Below are 16217 nucleotides of genomic sequence, written 5' to 3'. Positions count from 1 at the left end.
TTCATTTCAATACGCTGATGTTGCCGTCGGGCTCGATATAGGCCCGGCGGATGTCGGCCAGGTCTTCGATGCCGTGCTGCCGCAGTTCGCTCATCAATTCTTCGGGCGTAATGTATTCGCGCCGCATGCTGCGCCGTATCATCCGGCCGTCGCGCACCAGGCACACTTTGTCGGCCTTGAGCAGGTGGCCGAGCCACGGCATGAAATAGGTAAGCCGGTCTATCAGCGCCACCCAGCCCACGATGACGGCGACCAGGATGGCGCCGTCGGTAATCGACTGGTACTGGCCCGCCATGCCGTTCTGCGCGGCATCGGCGATCAGCACCAGCACCAGCATGTCGGCCACGCCCAGGGATCCGACATCGCGCCGTCCGGCCATGCGCAGCAATATCAGAATGAACCAGTACATGGCTGATCCACGCACGATCAATTCCAGCGGGGGCACCGTCAGCCGGAACAGGTCTGGCCAGTTCACGTCCATGGTCGCTCTCCTAGTGGTTGAACAAATCCATCGCCCGGCGGCCGATGCGGCCCCGCTACTGCGGCTTGCCTCCGTTGCGCACAGGGTCCGGCCGGGAATGCGCGAGGCCGGCATCGTCTTCGTCGACCACGCGGTCGGTCTCGATGTCGCTGCCGGTGTCGTCTTCGAGCGAGGGTTCCACGCTTTCGCGCTCGCCCGTGCCCTGCGAATCGGTGTCGTGCTCGCCGGCCGTGCCGGGCAGGTCGCTGCCCGAATCGGATGAATCGCTGGGGCCCAGCCCGGGCTGGCGCGGCAGGGCTTGAATGGGAAAAGTCGAAACGCGAAAAAATGACAGGTCCATGGCGAACTCCATTGGCAAGTACGGCGCGAGAGGCGCGCCCGGCGGATGCACTGCAAATCCCGTGCCGGGCGGGAACGGCGATTGCGGCGGGACGGACCCTTGTGGCGATTTTTACTGTGGAGCCTGACCATGCATGATGCCGATCCATCCACGCCCCGCGCGCCCGCCAGCCGCCGCGAACGGGAAGACGAGGCCATGCGGCGGCGCGACACCGACCGCACCCTGAACGACCGGCCGGCGGATCCGAACCGCGCCGGCGCCAAAATACGCATCCCGCCCGGCGTGGACGCCGAGGATGTACGGGATCCGGGGCGGCAGACCCCGGGCGCGCCGCCCGTCGACAATCGTTCGTGACGCCCGGCGGGGCAGCGCAGGCGCCGCCGCCCCGTTGGGCACGCCGGTTGCTGCTTTGCCCGGTCCGCAAATCGCGGGCACCCGGGGGAACGACATGAACGCTTGGAAAATGGCCGGGATCGCGGCGCTGGCGGCGGCGGTCATCATGGGCATACAGGCATATGCATCATCGGCGGCGCTGGACCATCAAGACCGCCTGTTCATGGAAGCCGCCACCCGGGCAGGGCTGTTCGAACTTCGATCGGGCGACCTGGCTTTGCAGCGGGCCGCGCGCAGCGAGGTGCGCGCCTATGCCCGGGCGGTGCTGCGCGACCAGGCCGCGGCGCGCGCCAGCCTGCTGGCCCTGGCGGCCGCCAAGTCGCGCGCCGTGCCCAGCGCGGTGGGCGCCGAGCAGCATGCCGTGCTGGGCCAGCTGCAGAACGCCCCGCAGCAGGCGTTCGACGACCTGTACCTGCAAAAAGTGGCGGTGGAAGGCCAGGCGGCCGTGGTGCGGCTGTTCAAGCGCACTGTGCGCGGCAGCGGCGACCCCGAGATCCAGGCCTACGCCGCCAGCGTGCTGCCCATGCTGCAGCGCCACCTCGACGAGGCGCGCCGGCTGCAGGCGCAGCTGCAATGGCCGGGAAGCCGCCCGGGCATGCTGGCCAGCGTGGACGGCCCGACCTAGGCCCGGTCGAACACACGCCGCAGCAGGTCGATGGGCACGGGGAACACGATGGTCGAACTCTTGTCGCCGGCTATGTCGTACAGCGTGGACAGGTAGCGCAGCTGCATCGCTTCCGGCGTGCTGGCCAGCGTGCGGGCGGCGTCCACCAGTTTCTCGGCGGCCTGCTGTTCGCCTTCGGCGTTGATGATGCGCGCGCGGCGGTTGCGTTCGGCCTCGGCCTGGCGGGCAATGGCGCGAACCATGCTTTCGTCGATGTCCACGTGCTTGATCTCGACGGCGGCCACTTTGATGCCCCAGTCCTCGGTCTGCCGGTCCAGGATCTCGCGCAGGTCGGCGTTGAGCTTGTCGCGCTCGGACAGCATCTCGTCCAGGTCGTGCTTGCCCAGCACCGAGCGCAGGGTGGTCTGGGCCAGCTGGCTGGTGGCATCCATGTACTGTTCCACCTGGATCACGGCGCGGTCGGCGTCCACGACCCGGAAGTACAGCACCGCGTTCACCTTCACCGATACGTTGTCGCGCGAGATGATGTCCTGGGTGGGAATGTCCAGCACCACGGTGCGCAGGTCGACCCGCACCATCTGCTGCACCAGCGGGATCAGTATGATCAGCCCCGGGCCTTTTACGCCGGTGTAGCGGCCCAGGGTGAACACCACGCCGCGCTGGTACTCGCGCAGTACGCGGATCATGGAGATAGCCAGCAGCACCAGCAGGGCCGCGGCAATTAAGTAAGCGATCAGGGTCATGTCGATTCCTTCTGGATGGAGGCGGCGCGCACGTGCAGCACCAGGCCCTGGCGCGATTCGATGATCGCGTGTTGGCCAGGCGCCAGCGGCGTATCCGCGCGGGCCTCCCAGGTTTCCGCGCCGGCGCGCACCAGGCCGCTGTGTCCGTGCCACGACACCACTTCCACCGCCTGGCCGGCCTGCGTGCCGTCGCCGGAGACCACGCGGCGGCGCTGCGCACGCAGCGCGGCAAAGAAAATCAGAAACAGCAGCAGGGCGCTGACGGTGGCCGCGGTGGCCACCAGCGGCACCGACAGGGCGAATTCGGCGCCGTGCGTGTCGTACAGGAACAGCGATCCGAAAGCGAACAGCGCCAGGCCGGCGGCGCCCAGCAAGCCCAGCGTGGGCGTGAATGCCTCTGCCGCCATCAGCGCGATGCCCAGCAGCACCAGGCCCAGGCCCGCGTAGCTGACCGGCAGCATGTTCAGCGCGAACAGGGCGGTGACCAGGGCCACGGCGCCCAGCGCGCCCGGCAGGATGGCGCCCGGGTTCATCATTTCGAACAAGATGCCGTAGATGCCCAGCAGCAGCAGGATGTAGGCGATGTTGGGATCCGTGACGACGGCCAGCACGCGCGTGCGCCAGTCGGGCTGCAGTTCCAGCGTGGGCGCGTCGCGGGTGGCCAGCGTGATGATGGATGCGTTGGCCCGCAGTTCGCGGCCGTCGGCCTGGCGCAGCAGGTCTTGCATGTCGGCGGCGACCAGGTCGATCACCTTCTGCTGCAATGCCTCGCGGGCCGCCAGGCTGGCGGCGCCGCGCACCGCCTCTTCGGCCCATTGGGCATTGCGGCCGCGCATGTCGGCCAGGCTGCGGATGAAGGCCGCGGCATCGTTGACGGCCTTGCGCTCGTGGGCATCGGGGCCGGCGGGGGCCGGCTCGTCGTCGCCGTCTGCGCCGGACTTGCCGCGCTCGCCGCGCGCGGGCTGGCTGGCGGGCCCCATCTGTATGGGCGTGGCCGCGCCCAGGTTGGTGCCGGGCGCCATGGCGGCCAGGTGGCAGGCATACAGAATGTAGGTGCCCGCGCTGGCCGCCCGCGCGCCGCCGGGCGCGACATAGCCGATGACCGGCACCGGCGAGGCAAGAATGGCGCGCACGATGTCGCGCATGGATGAGGCCAGGCCGCCGGGGGTATCGATGCGCAGCACCACGGCGGCCGCGCGGCGCGCATTGGCGTCGGCCAGACCGCGCCGCAGGTACTCGGTAGTGGCGGGCCCTACCGCCCCCTGCAATTGCAGCACCACCACCGGCGCGGGCTGGCCGGGCGGCGTCGCGGCGCCCTGGGACCAGGCCGGCGCCGGCATGAGCGCGGCCGCCGCCAGCCACAGCCAGGCCATCGCGCACAGCAGCCCGGATCCGCGGCCGGCACGCGGCAGGCAACGTAACCTGGAATGCGGCATGGCGGCGCTCCTGGAGGCGGGCCCGCATGCGGGCCCTTGCATCCATGGTAGTGCCTGCGCCCGCTGCTCACAAGGCGGGGCCGTTCAACCCGGCGCGCTGGGCTCCAGCGTGTGCAGGTAATGCCGGAAGCGGTCGTAGTGGTTGACCAGGTCGGCCACCACCTGGTCGGTGTGATAGCCGTAGATGTCGTAGCCGCGCCCGCCCTTGTTCAGGAACACCTCGGTGCGGTAGTAGCGGCGTTTCTCGCCTTCGCGCCGGGCGCCGTCGCTGAGCGCGAAGGCGGGGATGGGCTGGCCCACCAGGCGCACGGCGTAGATGAAGTCTTCGGCGCTGCCGCCATGCTGCACCGTGAGTTGGGCGCCGTCTTCGAGCCGCAGGGCCTCGGTGGCGATATCGCGCTTTTGCAGTTCGGCGGCTACCAGCTCGAACGCCGCCATCACGGTGTTGTCGATGAAGGCATTGGCCTGCGCCTTGGTGGGGTGGCTGACGATGCTGTGCAGCCGCTGCCGCAGCGACAGGCCGCCCTGCGAGCCGATCAGCGGCGCGGTGGGCAGGCTGCGGCTGAGATTGATGACGATCTCGTCGTTCAGGCCCTTGAGTATGCCGTAGCACATCAGCAGCATCACCACCGACAGGGGCAGGGCGGCAATGATGGCGGCCGACTGCACCGCCTCGAGCCCGCCGGCCAGCAGCAGGCCGGCGGCCACGCCGCCGCAGGCCAGGGCCCAGAAGATGCGCAGCCACAGAGGCGGTTCTTCATCGCCCTTGGAGGTGATCATGGAGACCACCAGGGCGCCGGCATCGGACGCCGTGACGAAGTACACGGCCACCAGCAGCCCGGTAATCCACGCCAGCAGGCCAGACCACGGCAGGTAGTCGAACACGGTGAACAGCGCGATGGGCAGATTGCCCGCGACCGTGCGCGAGATGTCGCCGTTGGCCACATTGCCGTCCAGCCAGATCGCCAGGTCGCCGAACACGGTGAACCATATGAAGCTGAAGCCGGCCGGCGCGAACAGCACGCCCACCAGGAACTCGCGTATGGTGCGCCCGCGCGAGATGCGGGCGATGAACATGCCCACGAAGGGCGACCAGGATATCCACCAGCCCCAGTAGAACAGGGTCCATTTGCCCATCCAGTCGGTGGGCTCGTAGGCGCTGATATGGAACGTGCGGGCGACAAAGGCGTGCAGGTAGAGGCCGATGTTTTCGACCAGCGCCTGCAGCAGGAAGCGGGTGGGCCCCAGGACCAGGATCAGCAGCATCAGCCCCACCGACACCAGGATGATGAACTCGCTGAGCCTGCGTATGCCGTTGTCCAGCCCGGTGGCCACGGTGATGGTGGCCAGGATGGTGACGACGCCGATCAGGATGAGCTGGGTGCCCAGGGTTTGCGGGATGCCCATCAGGTAGCTCATGCTGGCGTTCAGCTGCGACACGCCCAGGCCCAGCGACGTGGCCAGGCCGGCCAGCGTGCCCACCACCGCGAAGATGTCGATGAAGTCGCCGATAGGTCCGTGCACGCGGTCGCCCAGGATGGGATGGAAGGCCGAGCGGATGGCCAGCGGCATGCCGCGCCGGTAGCCGAAATAGGCCATGGCCAGGCCCAGCACCGCATAAATGGCCCAGGCGTGCACGCCCCAATGGAAGAAGGTGATTTCCATGGCCTCGCGGGCGGCCTCGACCGAGCGCGGCGGCGCGTCGGGCGGCTGCGAGAAGTGCATGATGGGCTCGGCGACCCCGTAGAACACAATGCCGATGCCCATGCCGGCGCTGAACAGCATGGCGACCCAGGTACCGTATTTGTAGTCGGGCACCGAATCGTCGGGGCCCAGCTTCACGGTGCCCAGCCGGCTCATGGCCAGGCCCAGCAGGAAAATGACGAAGATGCCGACCGACAGCATGTAGAACCAGCCGGCTTCGTTGATGATCCAGGTATTGACGGCGTCGAAATGGGCGGCCGCCGAATCGGGCGCCGCAACCGCGTAGACGATGAGCCCGAGCGCAATGATGGCCGAGCCGATGAAGGTTACCGGCGCGACGCCTGCGGTGTTGTTTTGCAAGATCTTCCCCTTTGGGTCTTGGTGGACGGCAGGTTCGGAATACAGGCCTGGCGCGCGCCGCGAGATCGCGTGCTGCCCCGCATGGCCTTTTTCAGCTTATACCTGGCCGCCCCGTCGCCGCAATGCGCCCGGGGAAGGCGGCGCCGGAATCAGGCGCCGCCGGCCGCCAGCAGCGAGACCAGGTGCGGCACCGTGGTCTGCGGCGGGCTGGCCTGCGCGCCGCGCTCGAACAGCTGCTCGATGGCATCGGCCGCGCCGTGCGCCGCGCCGGCCTCGTGCGCCATGGTGGTGTAGTAATTGAGGTCTTTGCGCGCATTGGACAGCGAGAAGCGCAGCCCGGAATCGTCGCCCGCTTCCAGGAACGGCCGCATGCGCTCCAGCGCCACGCCGCCGCCGCCGCCCTTGGCGAGAATGTCGACCAGCACTGGCGCCTCGATGCCGGCGCGCTGCGCGCAGGCCGCCGCTTCGGCAATGACGGCGGCGCAGCCCAGCGACACGTAATTGTGGATGAGTTTCATGCGGTGGCCCGAGCCCACCGGCCCGGCATACGTGATGTTCTCGGCGTAGCAGCGCAGCAGGGGCTGGCAGCGTTCGTACAAGGCGCGGTCGCCGCCCACCAGCAGGTTCAGGCGGCCCTCGGCGGCCTCTTTGGGCGTACGGGTCATGGGGGCATCCAGGAACTGCCCGCCGGCCTCGGCCACGGCTTGCGCGATGCGCACCGTGGAAGAGGGGATGGCGGTGGAGCAGTCGATAACCACCGTGCCCGGGCGCAGCCCCTGCAGCAGGCCGTCGGGGCTGAACAGCACGTCTTCGACCTGGGGCGTGCCGGTCACGCACAGGATCACCACATTGGCTTGCCGCGCCACTTGCGCGGGGCTGGCCACCTTGGCGGCGCCGGCCGCCAGCAGGCCATCGACCGGCTGGTTGCCGGGGTGGTCGAGCAGCACCAGGGGGTAGCCGTGCTTGACGATATTGCTGGCAATGCCGTGGCCCATCAGGCCCACGCCGATCATGCCGATAGTGTCTTTCCCGGTAGTCATGAGATGGATTCGCGCTGAAATTGGAAGATGGACGCCGCCGCGGCGGGACGATGACCATCATACAAGTATTGACGCGTCGTCCAGGGGCGCCCGGCCCCCGGGGCGGGCCGGGGCTTCGCACCGGGCCGCGCGGGCCCGGCGGCGTCAGTGCCAGCGCCGGCCGCGGGCCGCGCCGATGACCGTGCCGCAGACCAGCGCGGCGGCGCCGGCCCACAGCAGGCCGCGCCCGCCCGTGGAAAGACGGGTATACATGCTGGTCTGGCGCACATGCGGCGCATGGGCGCCGTCGCGGGCCGTGTCGCCGCGCACCGGCGCGCCGGGGTCGTACAGAGCATCGGCGCGTTCGCCGGCGGCCGTGTCGCTGCGCTGATGCCGGATCAGCCAGCCGGCCATGCGGTCGGCCAGGGCGGGCATGCGCAGGCCCACCGACGAAATGGCCTTGGAAGCGCTGCCCACGAAAATGTCGCGGCGCGGGTGCTGGGCGGCGTACAGGATCGCCCGCGCCACCGTATCGGCCGCATACACCGGCGGCGGCAGGCGCGGCTCTACATCCATGTAATTGCGGGCGTGCTCGGAATAGCCGGTGGCGATCGAGGCCGGCTTGATCAGGGTGACCGACACCGGCGCGCCTTCGGCTTCGAGCTCCATGCGCAGCGCATCGGTATAGCCCTTGACCGCGTGTTTCGAGGCGGAATAGGCGCCTTGCAGCGGAATGGCCCGGTCGGAGACTTCGCTGCCCACATTGATCAGCGCGCCGCCCTGTTTCTTCAGGTGCGCGACGGCGGTGGACGACCCGTACACCACCCCCCAGTAATTGGTATCGAACAGCTTGCGCTGGTCTTCGATGGGCACGTCTTCCAGGCGCCCGAAAATCGACACGCCCGCATTGTTGACCCAGGTATCGACCCGGCCATAGTGTTCGATCGCGGCGCCCAGGATGCGGTCGTGGTCGGCGGCCACACCCACGTCGGCCCGCACCGCCAGGGCGTCGCCGCCTTCGGCGCGGATGCCCGCCACAGCTTCGTCCAGCGCCTGCTGGTTGCGGCAGGCCAGCACGACCCTGGCGCCCTGGCGGGCGGCCAGCCGGGCCGTCGCCAGGCCGATGCCGCTGCTGGCGCCGGTAATGACCAGGACCTGGTCGTGCAGTTTTTTCAATCGGACAGTCATGATGATCTCCCGTGTGGGGCGCATCCGTCCCCCCGGGGCGACCTACATGGGGCCGTGCCAGGGCAGCGAATGCCGCAGTTCGGTTTCGAGATGGCGGCGGCGCTCGACCGGCACATGGCGAGCCAGCCGCAGGCGGGCCGTGCCGTAATGCAGCCAGAGTGTTTCCACCGCATCGGGCTGTCGCACGAGCCGTGCCCAGTTGCGATTGAATACATGGCGCGTGGTGGCGCCGCCCGCGTACACCTCCACGATCATGCGGCCGTCGCTCAGCAATGTTACGGTTTCGCCGTCGCGCACGTGCCGCATGAACGACAGCGCGGCTCCGGCGAGCAGCAGGATTTCAATGGCGCCGTAAACCGCCACCGGCCACAGGCCGCGCAGGGCGAACACCACGCTGACGACGAAGGCGATGGCCGCGGTGCCGCCCATGCCCAGCAGGAACTGGCGCGGCGTGACGCAGCAATTGCGCTTCAGGACCCAGCGCTGTTCTATTTCAGCGCCGGCGCAGGCAGCGGGGGCCGCATCGCGGGGCTGGACCCGCGCTGGCGGGGGTGGCAGTGGCGGCTGCGCACCCATGAAGGCATGGGCGGGGCGCATACGCATGGTTCACCGGATATCGGGCGGCACCGCGAAGGTATGGTGCGGAGCGGGCGAGGGCAGGGTCCATTCCAGCCCTTCGGCGCCTTCCCAGGGCTTGGCGGCCGCTGTTTCACCCTTGCCGCGGTAGCACTGCACGATGATGTACAGGAACAGCAGCTGCGACAGGCCGAACCAGAACGCGCCGATGGTGGCCACCTGGTGGAAGGTNGCCTTCCTTCGGTAGCGCTCGGCGGCCTCAACGGGCCCGCCACGCCAAGGCCCACAGGCCCCGGCCCGGCGCTAAGACCTTCTCAAATTCCCCATTCTCGAGAACACTATGTCCAAACAATTTGACGTCGTCGTCATCGGTGCCGGTCCCGGCGGGTACATCGCCGCCATTCGCGCCGCGCAACTGGGTATGTCGGTGGCCTGCATCGACGCCTGGCAGAACGGCCAGGGCGGTCCGGCGCCCGGCGGCACCTGCACCAACGTGGGCTGCATTCCGTCCAAGGCGCTGCTGCAGTCGTCCGAACACTTCGAGCAGGCCAATCACCACTTTGCCGAGCACGGCATCGAGGTCAAGGGCGTCAGCCTGAAGCTGGACACGCTGATCGGCCGCAAGAATACGGTGGTCAAGCAGAACAACGACGGCATTTTGTACCTGTTCAAGAAGAACAAGGTCACGTTCTTCCATGGCAAGGGCGCTTTCGTGGGCAAGGCCGACGGCGGCTATGCCATCAAGGTCAGCGGCACGGCCGAAGAAGAGCTGGTGGCCAAGCACGTGGTCGTGGCGACCGGGTCGTCGGCGCGCGAACTGCCGGGCCTGCCGTTCGATGAAAAGGTCGTGCTGTCCAACGACGGCGCGCTGAACATCGATGCCGTGCCGAAGAAGCTGGGCGTGATCGGCGCCGGCGTGATCGGCCTGGAAATGGGCAGCGTGTGGCGCCGCCTGGGCGCCGAGGTCACCATTCTGGAAGCCATGCCGGAGTTCCTGGCCGCGGCCGATCAGCAGGTGGCCAAAGAAGCGCTGAAGGCGTTCGGCAAGCAGGGCCTGGACATCCAGATGGGCGTGAAAATCGGCGAGATCAAGGCCACGGCCAAGCAGGTGACGGTGCCTTACACCGATGCCAAGGGCGGCGAGCAGAAACTGGTGGTCGACAAGCTGATCGTCTCGATCGGCCGCGTGCCCTACACCGGCGGCCTGAATGCCGAGGGCGTGGGCCTGAAGCTGGACGCGCGCGGCTTTGTCGAGGTGGACGGCGACTGCAAGACCAACCTGCCCAACGTGTGGGCCGTGGGCGATGTGGTGCGCGGCCCGATGCTGGCGCACAAGGCCGAGGAAGAAGGCGTGGCGGTGGCCGAGCGCATTGCCGGACAGCATGGCCATGTCAATTTCGATACCGTGCCGTGGGTCATCTACACCTCGCCCGAGATTGCCTGGGTGGGCAAGACCGAGCAGCAGCTGAAGAAGGAAGGCCGCGAATACAAGGCCGGCAGCTTCCCGTTCCTGGCCAACGGCCGCGCTCGCGCGCTGGGCGACACCACGGGTTTTGCCAAGGTCATCGCCGACGCCAAGACCGACGAAGTGCTAGGCGTGCACATCGTGGGCCCGATGGCTTCCGAGCTGATTTCCGAAGCGGTCACCATCATGGAATTCCGCGGCGCGGCCGAAGACATCGCGCGCATCTGCCATGCGCACCCGACGCTGTCCGAGGCCGTGAAGGAAGCGGCGCTGGCGGTGGACAAGCGCGCGCTGAATTTCTGACGCGGCTGCGGCCAGATCTGCCAGGTGTCTGACTCCGAAGGTGTCAGACACCGAAGTGAGCAGACAATCTTGCTTCAGCAAGAATATCTATCCGCTTCGGTGTCAGGCACCCTTCCGGGAGCCTGACACCTGGCAATGATCCGGCAATGCCTCTGTAGACAGTCAAGGCGGCGGGGCCGCCTTTTTTTGGGTTTGCTGCTGCGACATGAACGTCCGCGAATACTACGAACAGGCCCTGGCGGAGCGGGGCTACCAATCCGACGCGGCGCAGAAGCAGGCGGTCGACCGGCTGCAGGCCTATTACGACGACTGGGTCAGCTTCAAGGCCATGCGCTCGAATGCGCTGAAGAAGCTGCTGAACCGGCCCGACGTGCCGCGCGGCGTGTACCTGTGGGGCGGGGTGGGGCGCGGCAAGAGCTTCCTGATGGACGCCTTCTATGCCACCGTGCCGGTGGTGCGCAAGACGCGGCTGCACTTTCATGAGTTCATCCGCGGCGTGCACCGCGAGCTGGAAAGCGTCAAGGGCATGCAAGACCCGCTGGATGAAGTGGCGCGCCGGGTGGCCAAGCGCTACCGGCTGATCTGCTTCGACGAGTTCCACGTGTCCGACGTGGCCGACGCCATGATTCTGTACCGCTTGCTGCTCAAGCTGTTCGAATACGGCACGTCGTTCGTGATGACTTCGAATTACGAACCCTCCACCCTGTACCCCGACGGCCTGCATCGCGACCGCATTCTGCCGGCCATCGAGCTGATCCAGAAGCGCATGGACATCCTGAATGTGGACGCCGGCGTCGATTACCGCCGCCGTTCGCTGGAACAGGTGCAGTGCTATCACACGCCCCTGGACGAACAGGCGCGCGCCGCCCTGCAGGACGCTTTCGACCGGCTGGCCGATACGCCACCCCAGGAACCGGTGCTGCACATCGAACACCGCGAGATCCGCGCCCTGGCGCTGGCGGGCTCGGTGGTGTGGTTCGATTTCGCCACGCTGTGCGGCGGCCCGCGCTCGCAGAACGACTACCTGGAGCTGGCCAGCCGCTTCCACGCCGTGATCCTGTCGGACGTGCCGCGCATGGGGCCGCGCCAGGCGTCCGAGGCGCGCCGCTTCACCTGGCTGATCGATGTGTTCTACGACCACAAGATCAAGCTGATCATGTCGGCCGAATGCGAGCCCGAAGAGCTGTACACCGAGGGCGCGCTGGCCAATGAATTCCACCGCACCGTGTCGCGCATCCTGGAAATGCAGTCGCGCGAATACCTGGAGTCCGAGCGCCGCCTGACGGTCGGACTGTAGCGCGCGCGCCGCGGGCGGGCGGCCCGGTCGGCGCAGTGATTGATAATAATATTGGTTATCAATTACTATTTCGCTTTTCCGCTTCCCCCGCTTGCCGTGAAGACCTCTACGCCGTGCGGGCCGGCCGCGCCCGCGCCGGTGCCCGTGGATGTGCTCTACCGCGACCATCAGCCCTGGCTGTTCCGCTGGCTGCGAGGCAAGCTGGGCAGCCCTTTCCGGGCGGAAGACCTGGCCCAGGATGTCTTCGTGCGCGTCATGGCGGGGCGCAAGCAGGTGCATGCCGCGCAGGCGCGGCCGTTCCTGCGCACCATCGCCCATGGCCTGCTGCTGGACCACTACCGACGCGCCAGCCTGGAGCAGGCTTACCTGGATTATCTGGCGGCGCTGCCCGAGCCGCAGCAGCCGTCGGCCGAGCTGCGCGCCGTGGTCGTGCAGCAGATTACCGCGCTGGACCGGATGCTGGCGGGCCTGCCCGACAGGGTGCGGCAGGCATTTGTGCTGGCCCAGGTAGACGGGCTGGGCTATGCCGAGATCGCCGAACGGCTGGGCGTTTCGCTGAGTTCGGTGCAGCAATACATGACGCGTGCGCTGGCCGCTTGTTATGCCTGCCTGGAGGAATGAGGCCATGCCGCAAGACGATCCGGTTGTGCGCGAGGCGATTGCGTGGTGGGTCAAGCTGCAGTCGGGCGAGGGCGGGGCTGCCGCGGCGCAGGCCTGTACGCGCTGGCGGGCCGCCGACCCGCGCCACGAAAGCGCCTGGGCGCGCCTGGAAAGCCTGGCCCGCGCGGTGCGCGGCATTCCCGCCGACTTCGCCCATGCGCACCTGGCCGGCCAGCCGCGCTCGCGCCCGCGCCGCGCCGTGCTCAAGGGCCTGGCCGCCGCGCTGGTGCTGGGCGGCACAGGCGCGGCGGTGCGCGAATGGACCCCCTGGCAGCGGCTGCTGTCCGACTACAGCACGCGCGTGGGCGAGCGCAGGCGCGTGCTGCTGCCCGGCGACATTCGCATGGACCTGGCCAGCGATACCGCGGTGTCGGCCGAGATCGGCGGCGGACAGCGGCAATTGACGCTGTGGCGCGGCCAGATGGGCATCCTGATCCAGGACGCCGACGGCATGGCGCCGCTGGTGGTGTCGGCCGCCGACAGCCGGGTCGAGGCGCTGCACGCGCGCTTCGCGCTGTTGCGCGAGGCCGGCGGCGCCCGCATCGATGTCTATGAAGGCAGCCTGAAGGTGCTGGGGCGCGATGGCGGGGCGCGCCTGCTGAGTGCGGGCAGCGCGCTGTCGCGGCGGCATGGCGCCTGGCACGAGGGGCCGGCCGAGCCTGGCGGGGGCGCCTGGGCCGACGGCCTGCTGGTGGCCAATGGCGACCGACTGGATGCGGTGCTGGCGCAGCTGGCCCGCTATCGCCCGGGGGCGCTGTCGGCCAGCGCCGAGGTGGCCGGGCTGCCGGTGTCGGGCGTGTTTCCGCTGGACGACACCGACCTGGCCCTGGCCATGCTGCGGCACACCTTGCCCATCTCGATCACCCACTGGGGCCCCTGGTGGGTGCGGGTCGAAAGCGCCGGCACGGGGGGCGTCGGCTCGGTTTGAATTCATTTGTTGCAATTTGGCGGCCCGCGCGGCTGCAGGTTGGCCGCGCTCGTGCGGAATAGCTGCTGCAAACCTTCAATTCTTGCAGGAGCTTCCGTCTTGTCCTTTCTTGCCCCTTTCCTCGCGGCCCATATTGGCGGCATGCCGCGCCGCAGCCGCGGCGCCGCGCCGGCCGGCGCGCTGCCCGTCCTGGTTCTGGCGCTGGCCGCAGCCGGCCTGGCGACCCTGCCACCCGCGGCGCATGCGCAGACCGCCGCCGCGGCCGCCCGTGGCTATTCGGTGCCGGCCGGGCCGCTGGGCGAAGTGCTGACCGCCTACGCGCGGCAGGCGGGCGTGCTGATTTCTTTCGACACACGCCTGGTGGCCGGCCTGACGGCCGCGGGGCTGCAGGGCAGCTATTCGGTGGGCGAGGGGTTCAATACCATTCTGCAGGGTACGGGACTGGAAGCCCGGCCGGGCGCGGGCGGCTGGGTGCTGCGGCGCCTGCCTGCCTCGGGCGACACGGTCAGCCTGGCGCCGGTGCTGGTGCAGGGCAGCGGCGAAACCGGCAAGGGCCAGACCTATGGCGTGGTGTCGCTGGTGGCGGCCTCGGCCACCAAGACCGACACGCCGCTGCTGGAAACCCCGCAGTCGATCTCGGTGATCACGCAGGACCAGATCGCGCAGCAGGGCGCCAATACGCTGAACCAGGTGCTGCGCTATACCCCGGGCGTGGCGGTGGAAACGCGCGGCGCGACGGCCACGCGGCTGGACCAGTTCACCATACGCGGCTTCGCGGCCACCACCTACCTGGACGGCCTGCGCGTATTCGGCGGCCGCGATGCCCTGCCGCAGGTCGACGCCTACCGCCTGGAACGCGTCGATGTGCTGAAGGGGCCGTCGTCGGTGCTGTACGGCCAGGGCGGGCCGGGCGGCGTGGTCAACCAGGTCAGCAAGCGGCCGGTCGACGGGCAGGTCAATGAGGTCGGCGTCGAGTTCGGCACCGATTCGCTGCTGCGCGGCATGGCCGATGTGGGCGGGCGCCTGGATGAAGAGGGCAAGTTCCTGTACCGGGTAGTGGGGTCGGGCTACAAGGCGGACGGCCAGCAGCACGACACCAAAGAGCGCCGCTATTACATATCGCCGTCGTTCAGCTACCAGCCTTCGGCCGACACGCAGCTGACCGTGCTGACGCACTTCCAGCATGACCCGGACATGGGTTCTTATGGCTCGCTGCCGGCCATGGGCACGGTGTACGAACTGCCCGACGGCAGCCGTTTCTCGCGCAGCTTCTACGATGGCGACAAGGGTTTCGAACGCAGCGACCGCAAGCATTATTCGCTGGGCTACGAGTTCACCCACCGCTTCAACGATACCTTCAAGGCCAGCCAGAATTTCCGCTACGTACACGCCGACGCGGAATACCGCAGCATCTACAACAGCGGCTGGGCCGACCCGGGCGTGTACCGCTACCTGATGCGCGGCATGATCGGCACCGACGTGCAATTCGACGCGCTGACGCTGGACAACAACGTGCAGGCCGACTTCAAGACCGGGGCGTTCAGCCACAAGGTGCTGCTGGGCTTCGACTACCAGCACATCAAGACCGACACGCAATCGGCGTCGCGCTGGGGCGTCAGCGACTTCAACCTGGACACCTGGAACCCGGACTACGACATGGGTTATGAACTGCCGCCGTTCACCAGCGACCAGACGCAGAAGCAGTACCAGACCGGCCTGTACCTGCAGGACCAGATCAAGGTGGGCCGCCTGTCGGTGTTGCTGGGCGGCCGCTACGATTGGGCGCGCACCATGTCCGACACCACCAACCTCGAGACCGGCGTGCGCACGCACTCGCCGCAGCGCGCCCAGGCGTTCACGGGGCGGGCCGGCCTGCTGTATTTGTTCGACAATGGCGTGGCGCCGTACTTCAGCTATTCGGAATCGTTCGAGCCGCAAAGCGGCACGGGCTGGAACAACCAGCCGTTCGATCCGATAGAGGGCGAGCAGTACGAGCTGGGCGTGAAGTACGAGCCGCCGGGCTCGCGCACGCTGCTGACCGCGGCGCTGTTCGACCTGCGCCGCAAGAACCTCACCACCACCGACCCCGACCCTTCGCACATCTGCAATGGCGGCCGCTGCAACATCCAGGCGGGTGAAGTGCGCACGCGCGGGCTCGAGCTCGAAGCCCGCAGCGAGCCCATCGACGGCCTGAGCGTGATCGCATCGTACAGCTGGATGCAGAACGCCTATACCAAGGACAACCCCAACAGCGCCGGCGTCAGCCTGAAGGGCACCCAGCCGGTGGCCGTGCCCAAGCACCAGGCATCGGCGTGGGTGCGCTATGAACTGCAGCAAGGGCCGTTGGCCGGCCTGGGCGTGGGGGCGGGCGTGCGCTACCTGGGCGAGACCTGGGGCGATTCCGGCAATACATTCCGGGTGCCCGGCGCCACGCTGTTCGACCTGGGGCTGGATTACGACCTGGGGCGCAGGCAGCCGGCCCTGAAAGGCTGGCAGGTCAGCCTGAACGTGGCCAACCTGTTCGACAAACGCTACGTGGCGTCGTGCATCGACGAGAACTGGTGCTGGTACGGCTACGACCGCACCGTGAAGGCGGCGGTGCGCTACCGCTGGTAATACCGGCTGCCGGCCTCGCCCGCATGGGCGGGCCTGGTGATGACATTAAGAATGATTATAATTCTCAAATTATTCGCAGCATC

Annotated in this window: 15 protein-coding genes and 1 pseudogene; 7 read left to right on the top strand and 9 right to left on the bottom strand. The window is 68.1% G+C overall.

What is annotated here, in order from left to right; translation table 11 throughout:
• Window position 1: 1 nt before the first annotated feature.
• A complete protein-coding gene (locus J2P76_RS03100) occupies window positions 2-481 on the bottom strand; it encodes a DUF421 domain-containing protein (protein WP_207404394.1) in 480 nt (159 codons plus the stop codon).
• Window positions 482-536: 55 nt separating this feature from the next.
• On the bottom strand, window positions 537-821 hold the full coding sequence (locus J2P76_RS03095) for a MatE family transporter (RefSeq protein ID WP_207404393.1): 285 nt from the start codon (window positions 819-821) through the stop codon (window positions 537-539).
• Window positions 822-950: 129 nt separating this feature from the next.
• Here J2P76_RS03095 and J2P76_RS03090 point away from each other — a divergent pair, with 129 nt between their 5' ends.
• Both J2P76_RS03090 and J2P76_RS03085 read left to right on the top strand, forming a co-directional pair.
• Window positions 951-1175: a hypothetical protein gene (locus J2P76_RS03090; RefSeq protein WP_207404392.1), complete on the top strand. Its 225-nt coding sequence runs from the start codon at window positions 951-953 to the stop codon at window positions 1173-1175.
• 94 nt (window positions 1176-1269) lie between these two features.
• Entirely contained in the window at window positions 1270-1839 is a 570-nt protein-coding gene (locus tag J2P76_RS03085) for a DUF4142 domain-containing protein (RefSeq protein ID WP_207404391.1), read from the top strand.
• Here J2P76_RS03085 and J2P76_RS03080 read toward each other — a convergent pair.
• The 7 genes and pseudogenes from J2P76_RS03080 to J2P76_RS03050 form a co-directional block, all read right to left on the bottom strand.
• On the bottom strand, window positions 1836-2582 hold the full coding sequence (locus J2P76_RS03080; RefSeq protein ID WP_207404389.1) for a slipin family protein: 747 nt from the start codon (window positions 2580-2582) through the stop codon (window positions 1836-1838). The genes J2P76_RS03085 and J2P76_RS03080 overlap by 4 nt on opposite strands.
• The gene (locus J2P76_RS03075; protein WP_207404388.1) at window positions 2579-4018 is read right to left on the bottom strand and encodes an NfeD family protein; all 1440 of its coding nucleotides are present in this window, start codon (window positions 4016-4018) and stop codon (window positions 2579-2581) included. Before J2P76_RS03075 ends, J2P76_RS03080 begins: the two co-directional genes overlap by 4 nt.
• An 84-nt stretch (window positions 4019-4102) precedes the next feature.
• Window positions 4103-6082: a BCCT family transporter gene (locus tag J2P76_RS03070; RefSeq protein WP_242697276.1), complete on the bottom strand. Its 1980-nt coding sequence runs from the start codon at window positions 6080-6082 to the stop codon at window positions 4103-4105.
• A gap of 149 nt (window positions 6083-6231) precedes the next feature.
• Window positions 6232-7122, bottom strand: a complete 891-nt coding sequence (locus J2P76_RS03065; RefSeq protein WP_207404387.1) for an NAD(P)-dependent oxidoreductase — start codon at window positions 7120-7122, stop codon at window positions 6232-6234.
• A 144-nt stretch (window positions 7123-7266) separates the two neighbouring features.
• Window positions 7267-8289 carry an SDR family oxidoreductase gene (locus J2P76_RS03060; protein WP_207404386.1) on the bottom strand — a complete coding sequence of 341 codons (1023 nt, stop codon included), beginning with the start codon at window positions 8287-8289 and terminating at the stop codon, window positions 7267-7269.
• 42 nt (window positions 8290-8331) lie between these two features.
• A complete protein-coding gene (locus tag J2P76_RS03055; RefSeq protein WP_207404384.1) occupies window positions 8332-8892 on the bottom strand; it encodes a DUF2244 domain-containing protein in 561 nt (186 codons plus the stop codon).
• Window positions 8893-8895: 3 nt separating this feature from the next.
• A pseudogene (locus J2P76_RS03050) lies at window positions 8896-9138 on the bottom strand (cytochrome c oxidase subunit I); the annotation flags it as partial.
• 67 nt (window positions 9139-9205) lie between these two features.
• Here J2P76_RS03050 and lpdA point away from each other — a divergent pair.
• The 5 genes from lpdA to J2P76_RS03025 all read left to right on the top strand — a co-directional run bounded on the left by lpdA (window position 9206) and on the right by J2P76_RS03025 (window position 16134).
• Window positions 9206-10633, top strand: a complete 1428-nt coding sequence (lpdA, locus tag J2P76_RS03045; RefSeq protein WP_207404383.1) for a dihydrolipoyl dehydrogenase — start codon at window positions 9206-9208, stop codon at window positions 10631-10633.
• Window positions 10634-10838: 205 nt separating this feature from the next.
• Window positions 10839-11930, top strand: a complete 1092-nt coding sequence (gene zapE, locus J2P76_RS03040) for a cell division protein ZapE (protein WP_207404381.1) — start codon at window positions 10839-10841, stop codon at window positions 11928-11930.
• Window positions 11931-12026: 96 nt separating this feature from the next.
• Window positions 12027-12551, top strand: coding sequence for a sigma-70 family RNA polymerase sigma factor (locus J2P76_RS03035; protein WP_207404380.1), 525 nt, complete (start codon window positions 12027-12029; stop codon window positions 12549-12551).
• Between the two features lie 4 nt (window positions 12552-12555).
• A complete protein-coding gene (locus tag J2P76_RS03030; RefSeq protein ID WP_207404378.1) occupies window positions 12556-13518 on the top strand; it encodes a DUF4880 domain-containing protein in 963 nt (320 codons plus the stop codon).
• Window positions 13519-13659: 141 nt separating this feature from the next.
• The gene (locus tag J2P76_RS03025; RefSeq protein WP_207409098.1) at window positions 13660-16134 is read left to right on the top strand and encodes a TonB-dependent siderophore receptor; all 2475 of its coding nucleotides are present in this window, start codon (window positions 13660-13662) and stop codon (window positions 16132-16134) included.
• Window positions 16135-16217 lie beyond the last annotated feature (83 nt).

It is taken from the genome of Bordetella petrii, assembly GCF_017356245.1.
Taxonomy (GTDB): Bacteria; Pseudomonadota; Gammaproteobacteria; order Burkholderiales; family Burkholderiaceae_B; genus Bordetella_A; species Bordetella_A petrii_D.
Note: the sequence above shows the minus strand (reverse complement) of the source record. Positions and strands in the feature narration are given on the sequence as shown.

Bases quoted from the DNA above. Each gene is read 5' to 3' on its own strand.
- J2P76_RS03100 (WP_207404394.1), bottom strand. From the start codon at position 481: ATGGACGTGAACTGGCCAGACCTGTTCCGGCTGACGGTGCCCCCGCTG.
- J2P76_RS03095 (WP_207404393.1), bottom strand. From the start codon at position 821: ATGGACCTGTCATTTTTTCGCGTTTCGACTTTTCCCATTCAAGCCCTG.
- J2P76_RS03090 (WP_207404392.1), top strand. From the start codon at position 951: ATGCATGATGCCGATCCATCCACGCCCCGCGCGCCCGCCAGCCGCCGC.
- J2P76_RS03085 (WP_207404391.1), top strand. From the start codon at position 1,270: ATGAACGCTTGGAAAATGGCCGGGATCGCGGCGCTGGCGGCGGCGGTC.
- J2P76_RS03080 (WP_207404389.1), bottom strand. From the start codon at position 2,582: ATGACCCTGATCGCTTACTTAATTGCCGCGGCCCTGCTGGTGCTGCTG.
- J2P76_RS03075 (WP_207404388.1), bottom strand. From the start codon at position 4,018: ATGCCGCATTCCAGGTTACGTTGCCTGCCGCGTGCCGGCCGCGGATCC.
- J2P76_RS03065 (WP_207404387.1), bottom strand. From the start codon at position 7,122: ATGACTACCGGGAAAGACACTATCGGCATGATCGGCGTGGGCCTGATG.
- J2P76_RS03060 (WP_207404386.1), bottom strand. From the start codon at position 8,289: ATGACTGTCCGATTGAAAAAACTGCACGACCAGGTCCTGGTCATTACC.
- J2P76_RS03055 (WP_207404384.1), bottom strand. From the start codon at position 8,892: ATGCGTATGCGCCCCGCCCATGCCTTCATGGGTGCGCAGCCGCCACTG.
- lpdA (WP_207404383.1), top strand. From the start codon at position 9,206: ATGTCCAAACAATTTGACGTCGTCGTCATCGGTGCCGGTCCCGGCGGG.
- zapE (WP_207404381.1), top strand. From the start codon at position 10,839: ATGAACGTCCGCGAATACTACGAACAGGCCCTGGCGGAGCGGGGCTAC.
- J2P76_RS03030 (WP_207404378.1), top strand. From the start codon at position 12,556: ATGCCGCAAGACGATCCGGTTGTGCGCGAGGCGATTGCGTGGTGGGTC.
- J2P76_RS03025 (WP_207409098.1), top strand. From the start codon at position 13,660: ATGCCGCGCCGCAGCCGCGGCGCCGCGCCGGCCGGCGCGCTGCCCGTC.